The organism is Pseudomonas sp. LBUM1648, assembly GCF_059716145.1.
In genome coordinates this window covers 3,912,169-3,924,802 of the sequence record NZ_CP166808.1, presented here as the reverse complement: position 1 = coordinate 3,924,802, position 12,634 = coordinate 3,912,169, and the positions used below count along the sequence as shown (strand labels likewise).

Annotated in this window: 12 protein-coding genes; 8 read left to right on the top strand and 4 right to left on the bottom strand. The window is 60.8% G+C overall.

What is annotated here, in order from left to right; genetic code table 11:
* Window positions 1-28: 28 nt before the first annotated feature.
* Complete coding sequence (locus ACA043_RS17835; protein ID WP_187678403.1) at window positions 29-916, bottom strand: LysR substrate-binding domain-containing protein; 888 nt, start codon at window positions 914-916, stop codon at window positions 29-31.
* A gap of 113 nt (window positions 917-1,029) precedes the next feature.
* On the opposite strand from ACA043_RS17835, the gene ACA043_RS17830 reads away from it, so the two are divergent.
* From ACA043_RS17830 to ACA043_RS17820, 3 genes are read left to right on the top strand one after another with little or no spacing between them, the layout of a single operon-like run.
* Window positions 1,030-2,052 (top strand): aldo/keto reductase, encoded by a 1,023-nt coding sequence (locus tag ACA043_RS17830; protein WP_497657569.1) that lies wholly within the window; start codon window positions 1,030-1,032, stop codon window positions 2,050-2,052.
* The gene (locus ACA043_RS17825; RefSeq protein WP_401267587.1) at window positions 2,049-2,846 is read left to right on the top strand and encodes an SDR family NAD(P)-dependent oxidoreductase; all 798 of its coding nucleotides are present in this window, start codon (window positions 2,049-2,051) and stop codon (window positions 2,844-2,846) included. Before ACA043_RS17830 ends, ACA043_RS17825 begins: the two co-directional genes overlap by 4 nt.
* Before the next feature lie 22 nt (window positions 2,847-2,868).
* Complete coding sequence (locus ACA043_RS17820) at window positions 2,869-3,279, top strand: SRPBCC family protein (RefSeq protein WP_401267590.1); 411 nt, start codon at window positions 2,869-2,871, stop codon at window positions 3,277-3,279.
* Between the two features lie 129 nt (window positions 3,280-3,408).
* On the opposite strand, the gene ACA043_RS17815 is transcribed toward ACA043_RS17820, so the two are convergent.
* The gene (locus tag ACA043_RS17815) at window positions 3,409-4,803 is read right to left on the bottom strand and encodes a sensor histidine kinase (protein ID WP_187678399.1); all 1,395 of its coding nucleotides are present in this window, start codon (window positions 4,801-4,803) and stop codon (window positions 3,409-3,411) included.
* Complete coding sequence (locus tag ACA043_RS17810) at window positions 4,781-5,464, bottom strand: response regulator transcription factor (protein WP_187678398.1); 684 nt, start codon at window positions 5,462-5,464, stop codon at window positions 4,781-4,783. The genes ACA043_RS17815 and ACA043_RS17810 overlap by 23 nt, the downstream gene beginning before the upstream one ends.
* Before the next feature lie 306 nt (window positions 5,465-5,770).
* On the opposite strand from ACA043_RS17810, the gene ACA043_RS17805 reads away from it, so the two are divergent.
* The 5 genes from ACA043_RS17805 to hcnC all read left to right on the top strand — a co-directional run bounded on the left by ACA043_RS17805 (window position 5,771) and on the right by hcnC (window position 10,688).
* Window positions 5,771-6,712 carry a hypothetical protein gene (locus ACA043_RS17805; protein WP_401267595.1) on the top strand — a complete coding sequence of 314 codons (942 nt, stop codon included), beginning with the start codon at window positions 5,771-5,773 and terminating at the stop codon, window positions 6,710-6,712.
* A 225-nt stretch (window positions 6,713-6,937) separates the two neighbouring features.
* Window positions 6,938-7,477: a hypothetical protein gene (locus tag ACA043_RS17800; RefSeq protein WP_401267596.1), complete on the top strand. Its 540-nt coding sequence runs from the start codon at window positions 6,938-6,940 to the stop codon at window positions 7,475-7,477.
* A gap of 238 nt (window positions 7,478-7,715) precedes the next feature.
* Window positions 7,716-8,030 (top strand): (2Fe-2S)-binding protein, encoded by a 315-nt coding sequence (locus ACA043_RS17795; RefSeq protein ID WP_095190222.1) that lies wholly within the window; start codon window positions 7,716-7,718, stop codon window positions 8,028-8,030.
* On the top strand, window positions 8,027-9,436 hold the full coding sequence (gene hcnB / locus ACA043_RS17790) for a cyanide-forming glycine dehydrogenase subunit HcnB (RefSeq protein ID WP_497657568.1): 1,410 nt from the start codon (window positions 8,027-8,029) through the stop codon (window positions 9,434-9,436). Before ACA043_RS17795 ends, hcnB begins: the two co-directional genes overlap by 4 nt.
* Window positions 9,429-10,688: a cyanide-forming glycine dehydrogenase subunit HcnC gene (gene hcnC / locus ACA043_RS17785; RefSeq protein ID WP_497657567.1), complete on the top strand. Its 1,260-nt coding sequence runs from the start codon at window positions 9,429-9,431 to the stop codon at window positions 10,686-10,688. Before hcnB ends, hcnC begins: the two co-directional genes overlap by 8 nt.
* Window positions 10,689-10,813: 125 nt before the next feature.
* On the opposite strand, the gene ACA043_RS17780 is transcribed toward hcnC, so the two are convergent.
* The gene (locus tag ACA043_RS17780) at window positions 10,814-12,622 is read right to left on the bottom strand and encodes a monovalent cation:proton antiporter-2 (CPA2) family protein (RefSeq protein WP_187678393.1); all 1,809 of its coding nucleotides are present in this window, start codon (window positions 12,620-12,622) and stop codon (window positions 10,814-10,816) included.
* Window positions 12,623-12,634 lie beyond the last annotated feature (12 nt).

The window sequence follows — 12,634 nt, the reverse complement described above, 5'->3', positions numbered from 1 at the left end:
AGTGTAGTGAAACCAGTCATTCCTGAAGTCAGGGGGCGGTGCCTGTCAGCACTTTGCGAAACGTCTCCACCAACGGCCGCAAATTGATCCGGTGCCACGCCGCCCACAGCGGTGTAGTAAACGCCAGCCAGGGCACCTCGCGCAGCACCACTCCCGGTGGGGCGTTATGGCTCAAACCCTTCTGGATCATGGCAATCCCCAACCCCGACGCCACCAGCCCCAGCGCGGTGAACGGCTCGGTCGCCTGCATCCGCACATCTGGCGTGAAGCCTGCACGGATGCACGCGCTGACGAACTCATCGCTCGCATCCTGCCGTGGCTGCACGCCGATCCATTCCTGATCGGCCAGATCCTCTGGACTCAATGAGACCTTGCCAGCTAACGGATGCTGTTCCGGCAACGCCAACAGCATCGGATCATCGAGTACCTGAAATCCGAGCAGATCCGGATCGTCATCGGTCGGCGGCTCACTCACCAAGGCAATATCGAGACTACGCTGTCGCAAGCCTTCCAGTTGCTCGGCGGAACTGAGGTTGTACAGCGCGACATGTACGTTCGGCCGGTCCACCCGCAGCACGCGCAAGGCATTGGGCAGGACGCCGGCGTGCATGGCGTTTTCGATGTAGCCGATGCACAACCCGCCTTCTTCGCCCCGGCCCAGTCGCTTGCCGAGGGATTCCAGGCGATTGGCGTGGGTCAGCAGGGCGCGGGTTTCAGCGAGGAAGGTCTGGCCATCGCGGGTCAGACGAATGCGTTGCTGGCTGCGCTCGAACAGCGTCAGGCCCAGTCGCTCTTCGAGCTGGGCGATCTGCCGGCTCAGCGGTGACTGGGAAATATGCAACCGCTCGGCAGCACGGCCGACGTGCTCTTCCTCGGCGACGGCGACGAAGTAGCGCAATTGGCGAATGTCGATCATGTTAGACCTCTAGGGACTCAAGTGCTGCGCATTATGTCTTGGACGGTCTCGGTGTCGCAATCTAGGATCTGCTCAACGGTCACGCAGACCACGCAACGAATGAGGACAATCCAATGAGCTTGAAAGACAAACTGCCCGGCCAACTGGGCTTCGGCACCGCCCCACTGGGCAACATGTTCCGCGCCATCCCCGAAGCAGAAGCGCAGGCCACCGTGCATGCCGCATGGGATGCCGGTGTGCGCTACTTCGACACCGCGCCGTTCTACGGCTCGGGTTTGTCGGAGATCCGCCTCGGTGAAGCACTGAAACAATACAAGCGCGACGACTATGTGCTGAGCAGCAAAGTCGGCCGGGTGATTCTCGATGAAGTCGAAGACGCCGCTGCCCGCGATCTGGGCGAGAAGAGCGGGGTGTTCGAACACGGTCGCCCGAACAAGATCGTCAACGACTACAGCGCCGACGCAACCCTGCGTTCAATCGAGGACAGCCTCAAGCGCCTGCAAACCGACCGTCTCGACATTGTCTGGGTGCACGACATTGCTCAGGATTTCTACGGCGATCAATGGCTGGAATATTTCAATCAGGCCCGCACCGGCGCGTTCAAAGTGCTGACCCGTTTGCGTGAAGAAGGCGTGATCAAGGGCTGGGGCCTGGGCGTGAACAAGGTCGAGCCGTGCGAGTTGACGCTGGATCTGACCGAGGCGCAGCCGGACGGTTTCCTGCTCGCGGGGCGCTACACGCTGCTCGACCACGAACGTCCATTGCAACGCCTGATGGAGGCGGCGCTGGCGCAAAACGTTGAAATCGTCGTTGGCGGCCCTTACAGCTCAGGCATCCTGGCCGGTGGCGCGCACTTCGAATACCAGAAGGCCAACCCCGAAATCGTCGCCAGGGTCGAGCAGATCAAACGCATTGCTGCGGCTTACAACGTTGATGTGAAAGCCGCCGCGCTGCAATTTTCGCTGGCTCATCCAGCGGTTGCAGCGGTGATTCCCGGTGCGAGCAAACCGGGTCGCATCGCCGAAGACGTGGCCGCACTGTCGGCGACCATTCCTGCTGGTTTCTGGCAGGCCATGCGTGACGCAAAACTGGTGTCCGAACGTGCACCATTGCCAATCGATGAGGTGAAAGCATGAAGATTGATCTGAGTGGAAAACTCGCCATTGTCAGCGGCAGCACCGCTGGTATCGGTTTGGGCATCAGCCAGTCGCTGGCTGAATCCGGCGCTACGGTGGTGGTGATCGGCCGCGACACGGCCAAGGTCGAGCAGGCACTGGCGAGCATTCGTCAGAAGGTGCCTGGCGCCCAGTTGCGCGGTTTGACGGCGGATCTGGGCACCGCCGAAGGCGCGGAGAAACTCTTCGCCGCAGAACCGAAAGCCGACATTCTGGTGAATAACCTCGGCATCTTTAATGACGTCGACTTCTTCGACGCGCCGGACAGCGAGTGGGCGCGCTTCTATGAGGTCAACGTGATTTCCGGTGTGCGTCTGTCGCGGCATTATGTGCCGGCGATGGTCGAGCAGGGCTGGGGCCGGGTGATTTTCCTGTCTTCGGAATCCGGGGTGGCGACGCCGGCCGACATGATCAATTATGGCGTGACCAAAAGCGCCAATCTGGCGGTGTCCCATGGCTTGGCCAAACGTCTGGCTGGCACCGGCGTGACGGTCAATGCGATTCTGCCGGGGCCGACTTTCACCGATGGCCTGGAGGAGATGCTCAAGGACGCCGCTGCCGAGTCCGGCCGCAACCTGCGCGATGAGGCCGATGCCTTTGTGCGCAAGGCGCGTCCGACCTCGATCATCCAGCGTGTGGCCGATGTCGAAGAGGTCGCACATCTGGTGACCTACATCGCTTCACCGCTGTCCTCGGCCACGACCGGCGCCGCTTTGCGGGTCGACGGTGGTGTGGTCGACAGCCTGACAATCTGAATTCCTTACGAGAGACGTTTTTATGGCAACTGCATCCGCAACCATCGACATCCCGGCTTCGGCCGATCAGGTCTGGCAATTGATCGGCGGCTTCAACACGCTGCCGGACTGGCTGCCGTTCATTCCCAACAGCGAACTCAGCGACGGCGGGCGTGTACGCACCCTGCAAACCGCCGATGGCGCCGTGGTGATTGAACGTCTGCAAACGTTCGACAACGCCGCCAGGACCTACAGCTATTCGATTGAACAGGCACCGTTCCCGGCCACCGATTACCTGGCGACGATCAAGGTTGAAGCCCAAGGGCAGGGCGCACGGGTCACGTGGTCGGGGCGTTTCACCGCCAAAGGCGTGAGCGATGAGGAAGTGGTGGCGTTGTTCAGCGGCATCTACCAGGGCGGCCTAGAGGCCCTTCGGGCCAATTACCCGGCCTGAAGAACGCCACAATCCAATGTAGGAGCGAGCCTGCTCGCGATGGCGCATGGTCAGTCGATATCTTCTTTGACTGATACACCGTTATCGCGAGCAGGCTCACTCCTACAGGGATTGCATTCCAAGGAGCGGTCAGGTGTTGGCGATCAGGCTCTGCCGACAATCCAGCACCAGTTTCGCCCCACCCAAGTCACTGCTGCGCACTTCCAGGCTGAAGCCGTGCAAGCTGACAATCGCCGCGACAATCGACAATCCCAGGCCAAAACCACCTTGCGGCTGCCCGCCCTCGGCACGATAGAAACGCTGGAACACCGCCTCGCGTTCGGCTTCGGGAATCCCCGGGCCTGAGTCGTGTACTTCAATCCGCGTGTGCCCGGCATCATTCACTCCACGCAAAATCACCGTGCCGCCGGCGGGCGTGAATTTGATCGAGTTGCTCAGCAGATTCGCCAAGGCCTCGAACAACAACGCCCGATCACCATTGAGCGGCGGCAAGGTCTCCGGCATGTTCAGTTCGAAGCGCAGCTCGCCTTCCTCGGCCAGCGGCAGGTAAAACTCGTGAAGTTCTTCGAGCAGCAACACGGGGTCCAGTTCGACAAACCCTGAACGGCGCTGACGATCCTCCAGCTCGGAAATCCGCAACAAACCCCGAAACCGCGCCATCAGCGTATCCGCCTCGGCCAGTACCAGATCCAGTTGCGCGGCTTCCTGGGAACCTTCACCGGCCTGTTGTTGCATGCGATATAACTGCGCGCGCAAGCGGGTGAGCGGGGTACGCAGATCATGGGCGATGTTGTCGCAGACGCCTTTGACCTCATTCATCAGGCGCTCGATGCGCTCCAGCATCGCGTTGACGATGGCGGCGAGCATGTCCAGTTCATCGCGGCGGTTGGATAGCGGCAAACGCTGGGTCAGGTCGCCGGCCACAATGGCTTGTGCTCTGTCCTGAATCGCACGAATGCGCCGCAACGGGCGGCGCCGCAGCAAGTGCCAACCGGCGATCCCCGGAAGAATGGTCAGCGACACGCCCCAGAACAACGCATGCAAAATGATCCGCGTCACGGCGAACAGCGAGCCGTTATCGCGCAGCAGCACCAGCCAGCGACCATCGCGGGTTTGCGTCGCGACAGCATCGCAGCTGTCGGCGGGCAGGGTCGGATCGTCGGAGTCGGCGCACTCGGAAAGCATGTGGATCTTGCCGTCCAGCGGCAGGCCTTCCGGCAGTTGTTGCAAGGCGCCACCGAGGTAGCGGCCCTCGGCGTCGAACAGACCGTAAGCGTCGATGCCGCGAATATCGAAGGTCATGCTCGCGGCGAGCGCTTCATCGAGTTGCTGGCCGCGAAAGTGCGAAAACAGGTGCTGACGTTGCATCAGCGAATGTTTGGCGAGGTTGTCGAGGTAGCCGGAAACCTCGTAGTACATGACCCCCATGAGGATCGCGCTCCACGCCACGAACAGCGAACTGTACAGCGCCAGCAAGCGGCTGCTGGAGGAGCGCCAGCCGTCAGACGGGTTCGGCAATGACATAACCCGAGCCCCGTACCGTGCGGATCAGCGGAACGTTGCCCGCCGCGTCGATCTTCTTGCGCAAACGGCCGATGTGCACGTCGATCAGGTTGGTGCCGGGGTCGAAGTGATAACCCCAGACTTCTTCGAAAATCATCATCCGCGACAGAATCTGTCCGCTGTTGCGCATCAGGAATTCCAGCAATTTGTATTCGGTCGGCAGCAGCGTCAGCACCTGCTCGGCGCGGCGTGCTTCGTGGCTGATCAGATCCAGCTCAAGATCCGCCACCCGCAACGTCGTCGCTTGAGTGGCGCCGCTGTTCTGCCGGCGCAGCAACACTTCGACCCGCGCGGCCATCTCGTCGGTGGCGAAGGGTTTGGTCAGGTAATCGTCGCCACCGGCACGCAAGCCGCGCACGCGCTCGTCGACATCGGAGAGGGCGCTGATCATCAGGATCGGCGTCGCCACGCCCATGGTGCGCAGGGTGGTGACGATGGCCAGACCATCGAGCTCCGGCAGCATGCGGTCGAGGGTAATCAGGTCGTAGTTGCCGCTCACGGCACGGTCGAGGCCTTCGCGGCCATTGTCGACCCAGTCAACGTCGAGGCCGTGGCTGCTGAGTTCGGCGACGATTTCCCGGGCGGTCACGGCGTCGTCTTCGATGGTCAATATGCGAGTCATAGGGCAGGCCTTGATCGGTTCAAACGGAATGGCAGCATTTTGCCAAGAATTTTCCGCGGCGCTTTAAATTAACTTTCATCTTCGGGCTATGGCACATGCAAATGTCGACGCCTGCTGCAATCGATGCCAATGCATAAAACCCGCTGAAATCGGCTGCACTTTGCAAATTGCAACGTCCTAAGAAGTTCATCTTTTTTAACTTGTTGAAATTTAATGACTTATTAATTCTTGGCGACTGGCACGGTCACTGCAATTCATGTTTCGACGAGTTGTAACACCATTTTTCATGCCTGGAGCACTACAACAATGAATAGATCCTCTGATGGGTTTTATCCTGCCTACGAAGGAGAGTCGAGCAACGTCTCAGGCGTGTCCTGGGGCGCGATTTTCGCGGGTGCGGCGGCGGCCGCAGCACTGTCGATGATTTTGGTGCTGCTCGGCTTCGGTTTGGGATTCTCTGCGGTTTCACCATGGGCCGGTGAGGGCATCAGCGCCAAGGGCTTGGGTATTACGACGATTGTCTGGCTGGCGGCGACGCAAATCATTGCTTCCGGTCTGGGTGGCTATATTGCCGGTCGCCTGCGAGTGAAATGGGCGAACATGCACGGTGACGAAGTGTATTTCCGCGACACCGCTCATGGGTTCCTGGCGTGGTGCGTGGCCACACTGGTAACCGCGATTCTGGTGGTCGGCTCGGTCAGCAGCGTAATCAGCGGTGGCGTTCAGGCCGGTGCCAGTGTGGTCGGTGGTGCAGCAAGCGCTGTGACCCAGGCAGCCGGTTCCGCAGCGGCGAACACTGACAGCAACCAGTACGGTTATTACATCGACAACCTGTTCCGCGATGACCGTCCGGCGTCTGTCAGTGATGACGCCGCCCATGGTGCAGTAGCGCGAATCTTTACCCAAAGCCTGGCCAACGGTCAGCTCAGCGCCGAAGACCGCACCTACCTCGCGCAACTGGTAGCGCAACGTACCAACCTGAGTCAGGCGGACGCTGAGCGTCGTGTCGACGAAGTGTATGCCCGCACCCAGAAAGCCATCGCCGACGCCAAGCTGAAAGCCCAACAAGCTGCCGACACCGCCGCCAAAGTTGCAGCCTTGACCTCGCTGTGGATGTTCATCGCGCTGTTGGCCGGTGCCTTCTTCGCCAGTCTCGCGGCAACCTACGGCGGTCGTCGTCGGGATGCGGTCGAGTACGTTGAAGTCGATACCTACACCACTACCACCACTGTGCCTCCAGTCCGTTAAAAAGGGAGAATCACCATGCGCTCATTACTGCTGTTTTTCCTCGGCGTACCGATCCCGATCATTATCCTGATCGCCCTGTTCGTGCACTGATTGCTCTATTGGGGCTTTTGCCTCGGCCGCTACCACCTTCAGGTGGTAGCGGCTTTTTGCTTTCTGCGGGGCCAGCGGCGAGAATCGCCGGCGGCAACGGGTCGGCCGTTGCTCGCACGTTTAAGGATGAATGAGTTGAACAAGCGGGAAATCAAGCGGCAACTGATCGAGATGCTCGACGCCGGCCGGTCCAAGACTGAAACCTTCAACGCGCTGTCCGGTGGCAAGGTCAAGGATCGAGTGTTGGCGGCGTGGATCGGGGGGCGCCCGGACCCGACCCTTAGAAAACGACATTCAGGCAAAGTGACCTTCCTGGTGGTGCTGACGGGCATTCTGGGGCTGATCGGTATGCTGGCTGGATTTGTTCAAATCAACGATGGTGGCATCGCTATGGCTTTGGCCATGATGCTGATTATCGGCGTCATTCCGCTGTTGTTTGCGTGGGGCTTCTACAAGGGGATCGCGGTGGTTTACACGATCTATGTCACTTTCACGATCAGCCAGGTTCCGCGCATGTTTGTAGGCTACAGCGAAGAGCCGGTGTCGACTGTGCTCGGCGTGGTTTTCACGCTGGCTATGATGTTCTACGCCGCCTGGGTCAAATCGCTGCTGTTCCCGGATCTCGCCTTGATTGGCGCGAAAAAGATCAAAGGCCAGTTCGTTTTCTCCAACTGATCGTTTAACAATCCGGCTGTTTCACTGGCCTGGATCAATATTTCCGTTGGCGCTATCACCTAACGTAAATGTTCCAGGCCTTTGCTGAGGTATGAACTACAGTGCTTCTCGCGCACCTTGTTGCGCTGACGAAGTACCCGCGCCGACGCGCTAATCACAGTAAAAAATGCGTCGACGAGGCGTAGTGCAGCAAGGAGCTGACACAACCTCAACTGAATCTTCACGGATGAACACCGCAATGCACTGCCTAGAACGAACCTTCGATATCCAGCCTTTGGCGCAGGCGGATATGACCGTCCACATCAACGGTCAACCGGTCACCGCCGCCATCGGCGAAACCGTCCTCAGCGTTATTCAATCCCTCGGTGTGCGCCAGATTGCACGCAACGATCATGACCAGATCAGCGGCGCCTACTGCGGCATGGGCGTGTGCCAGTGCTGCCTGGTGAAAATCAACGGTCGCCACAAACGCCGCGCCTGCCAGACCGTCGTGCGTGACGGCATGCAGATTGAAACCCAGGTCAACCGCGTCGCCGCGCAGGAGGTTGTATGAGCCTGCAACCGGTCATCGTCGGCGGTGGACCGGCGGGGATGGCGGCGGCCATCGAACTGGCGCGCCACGGCGTACGTTGTACGCTGCTGGAAGAAGCCTCGCGACTCGGCGGCGTGGTCTATCGCGGGCCGTTGCGCGACGGCGTGCAGCTGGATTATCTGGGGCCGCGTTACTCCGAAGCATTGGGCAAACTGCACGGCGAATTCCAGGAACAATCCGGGCTGATCGACGTGCACCTCAACCATCGCGTGGTCGGCGCCGAAGGCACCCGTGCGCTGGTGGTGCTGGACGGCGACGAGCAACTGCACGAAATCGAGTATCCGCAATTGCTGCTGGCTGCCGGTTGCCACGAACGCAGCGTGCCGTTTCCCGGCTGGACCTTGCCGGGGGTGATTCTGCTTGGCGGTTTGCAACTGCAAATCAAGAGTGGCGTGGTCAAGCCGCAAGGGCCGGTGATCATTGCCGGCACCGGGCCGTTACTGCCGCTGGTGGCGACACAGCTTCATGCCTCAGGCGTCAAAGTCGCGGGCGTGTATGAGGCCTGCGCGTTCGGCAAGATCGCCCGCGAAAGCCTGGCGCTGCTGAACAAGCCGCAACTGTTCCTCGATGGCTTGAGCATGCTCGCCTACCTGAAACTGCACGGCATCGCGATGAACTACGGCTGGGGCGTGGTCGAAGCCCGCGGTGAGGGCGAGCTGAAAAGCGTCAGCGTCGCACCGTACTCGGCCACCTGGGAGCCGGACCTGTCCCGCGTCGAACGCTTTGAAGCGAAGACGCTGGCGGTCGGTTACGGCTTCATTCCGCGCACGCAACTCAGTCAGCAGATGGGCCTGGATCATGGCTTCAGCGATGACGGTTATCTGCGCGCCAATTCGAACATCTGGCAGCAAAGCAACGAGCCGCATGTGCATCTTGCCGGTGACATGGGCGGGATTCGCGGTGGTGAAGCGGCGATGCTCGCGGGCAAGATCGCGGCGACGTCGATCCTGCTGCAACGTGGTGTGCTTGAAGAGGAGCTGGCGCGGGTACGCCGCGACCGGTATCTGGGCAAACTGAAAGCCATCGTGCGTTTCCGCGCGGCAGTCGATCGCTACACCGAACGCGGCGTCGGCCAGACTGCATTGCCGGCCGCCGACACGGTGATCTGCCGTTGCGAACACGCGACCCGCGCCGATATCGACCGGGCGCTGGAGCAAGGCGTGCAAGACATCGCCAGCCTGAAAATGCGTACCCGCGTGAGCATGGGCGATTGCCAGGGTCGCATGTGCGTCGGCTATTGCAGCGACCGTTTGCGCCAGGCCACCGGGCGCAAAGATGTCGGTTGGCTGCGCCCGCGCTTCCCGATTGATCCGATCCCTTTTTCCGCGTTCCAGAATGTCGGCACGGAGGCCGCTTCCCATGAGTAAGTTCTACGACGTGATCATCGCCGGCGGCGGTGTGATCGGGGCGTCCTGCGCCTATCAATTGTCCAAACGCAAAGAGCTCAAGGTTGCACTGATCGACGCCAAGCGCCCGGGCAACGCGACCCGTGCGTCGGCCGGTGGGTTATGGGCGATCGGCGAGTCGGTAGGGCTTGGCTGTGGGGTGATTTTCTTTCGCATGATGTCGGCTAACCGCAAGCGTGAAACCCAAGGCGCGGCGGTGGCGGTGGACGCCAGCACACCGCACATTCTGCCGGAGTCGTTTTTCGATTTCGCCTTGCAATCCAACGCGCTGTACCCGGCGCTGCACCGTGAGTTGAAAGACAACCACGGCATGGATTTCAAGTTCGAAAAGACCGGGCTGAAATTCGTGATTTATGACGACGAGGATCGGCTCTACGCCGAGCACATCGTCGGCTGCATTCCGCATCTGGCCGATCAGGTGCGCTGGCTCGATCAAGCCGCGCTGCGCGAAGCCGAACCGAGCGTCAGCCATGAAGCACGCGGGGCGCTGGAGTTTCTCTGCGATCACCAGGTCAGCCCGTTCCGCCTCGCCGATGCCTACATGGAAGGGGCGCGGCAGAATGGCGTCGACATTTTCGTCAACACCAACGTCACCGGCGTGTTGCATCACGGCACTCGTGTGACCGGCGTACAGACCACCGAGGAGGGCGTGTTCCACTGCAAGACGCTGATCAACGCCGGTGGTGCCTGGGCGGCGGATTTGAGCGAGTGGGCCACCGGCGTTCGCATTCCGGTAAAGCCGGTGAAAGGCCAGATTCTGCTGACCGAGCGCATGCCGAAAATCCTCAACGGCTGCCTGACCACGAGCGATTGCTACGTGGCGCAAAAGGACAACGGCGAGATCCTGATTGGCAGCACCACCGAAGACAAAGGCTTCGACGTCACCACCACCTACCCGGAAATCGCCGGGCTGGTGCAGGGCGCGGTGCGTTGTCTGCCGGAGCTCAAATACGTCAACCTGAAACGCACCTGGGCCGGGTTGCGTCCGGGCTCGCCGGATGAGTTGCCGATCCTCGGGCCGATGCGTGGGGTGGAGGGTTATCTGAATGCCTGCGGGCACTTCCGCACCGGGATTCTGACCTCGGCGATTACCGGCGTGCTGCTGGACAAACTGGTCAACGACGAGCCGTTGCCGCTGGACATCACGCCGTTTCTGGCGGATCGGTTTGAGACTGCCCCGGTCAAGCAGGAACTCGAGCTGGAAATGGCCTGACCTGAGTCCACCATCCCCTGTGGGAGCGAGCCTGCTCGCGAAGGCAATCTGTCAGTTGTCGAAGTGTTGGCTGACACAGCACTTTCGCGAGCAGGCTCGCTCCCACATTGGGATTTGAGTAAGACTCAGGCCTTGCGCGATTCCTCTTCCAGCTGATCCGACTCAAACAACCGCGCCAGTTCCGCCCGGGCTTCCTGGGCGGTTTGCAGGACTTTGGCGGCGTCATCGTAGACCGCGTGTTGTGCCTCCAGCACCTGTTCGTCATGGTGTTTGAAGCGCTTGATCCGCGCATCGGCCTGCGCCTGGGTCAGGCCGAGGCCGACCAGTGTGCGCCGGCTCATTTCCAGACTGGAGTAATAGGTCTCACGAATCGCTTCAGCGCCGACATCCACCAAGCGGTGAACGTGCTGACGGTTACGTGCCCGGGCGATGATTTTCATGTGCGGGTAAAGCTTGCGGACAATCTCGGCGGTCTTGATGTTGGTCTCCGGATCATCCGTGGCAATCACAAAATATTCCGCCTCGCCGACCTTGGCCGCATTGAGGATTTCCGGGCGCATCGGGTCGCCGTAGAACACCGGCACGCCACCGAAGCTGCGCGACAGTTCGATGGTTTCCACCGAGGTGTCCAGTGCCACGAACTTGATGTTCTGCGCGCGCAGAATACGCGCAACGATCTGGCCCATCCGCCCCATGCCGGCGATCACCACGCGCGGGGCGTCGGTGTCGATCTCGCGGAACTTCTCCGGCACTTCCACCGGTTGCACCTTGGGGCTGACCAGTCGCGCGCAGATCAACAGCAACAATGGCGTCACCGCCATCGAGAGAGTGATGGTCAGCACCAGCAAGTCGTACAAACGCGGTTCGAACAGACCCTGATCGCGACCGATCTTGAACACCACAAAGGCAAACTCACCGCCCGCTGCCAACACGATGCCGAGGCGTATGGCACTGATCTTGTTCAGCCCGCCGGCCAGACGCCCCACCAAAAACAACAGCGGCAGCTTCAAGCCAATCAACAGCAGCGTCAGCCCGAGCACAGTGATCGGCGCACTGAGCAACAGACCGAGATTGGCGCCCATGCCGACGCTGATGAAAAACAGCCCGAGCAGCAGGCCTTTGAACGGTTCGATCTGCGCTTCCAGTTCATGGCGATACTCTGAATCCGCCAGCAGCAAACCGGCCAGAAACGCCCCCAGCGCCATTGACACACCGACCAGATCCATCAACCACGCCGTGCCGATCACCACCAGCAACGCCGTGGCGGTCGACACTTCCGGCAAGCCGGTTTTCGCCACCACGCGGAACACCGGACGCAACAGATAGCGCCCGCCGACCACCACCACGGCAATGCCGCCGAGCACCTGCAAACTGTGACGCACATCGTCAGCGGTGCTGGTGTGGTGATCGACACCCGCGAGCATCGGCACCAGCGCGATCAACGGTATCGCAGCGATGTCCTGGAACAGCAGAATCGCGAAGGCCAGACGTCCGTGGGGGCTGGTCAGCTCCTTGCGTTCGGCCAGGCTTTGCAGGCCGAACGCGGTGGACGACAGCGCCAGACCGAGGCCCAGCACAATCGCACTGTTCAGCGGCTGCCCGAAGACCGACAACGCCAGCACGCCGATCACCGAGGCGGTCAGTAGCACCTGTGCCAGACCCACGCCAAACACCGACTTGCGCATCACCCACAACCGTCGCGGCGACAGCTCAAGGCCGATGATGAACAGCAGCAACACCACGCCCAACTCAGAGATATGCGCCACGCTCTGCGGATTGCCGATCAGGCCCAGCACCGACGGGCCGATGATGACCCCGGCAAACAGATAACCGAGCACAGCGCCCAGTTGCAGACGTTTGGCCAAGGGCACGGTGAGCACGGCGGCGAACAGAAACACGACAGCGGCTTGTAACAGATTGCCTTCATGGGGCATTGATTGACTCCT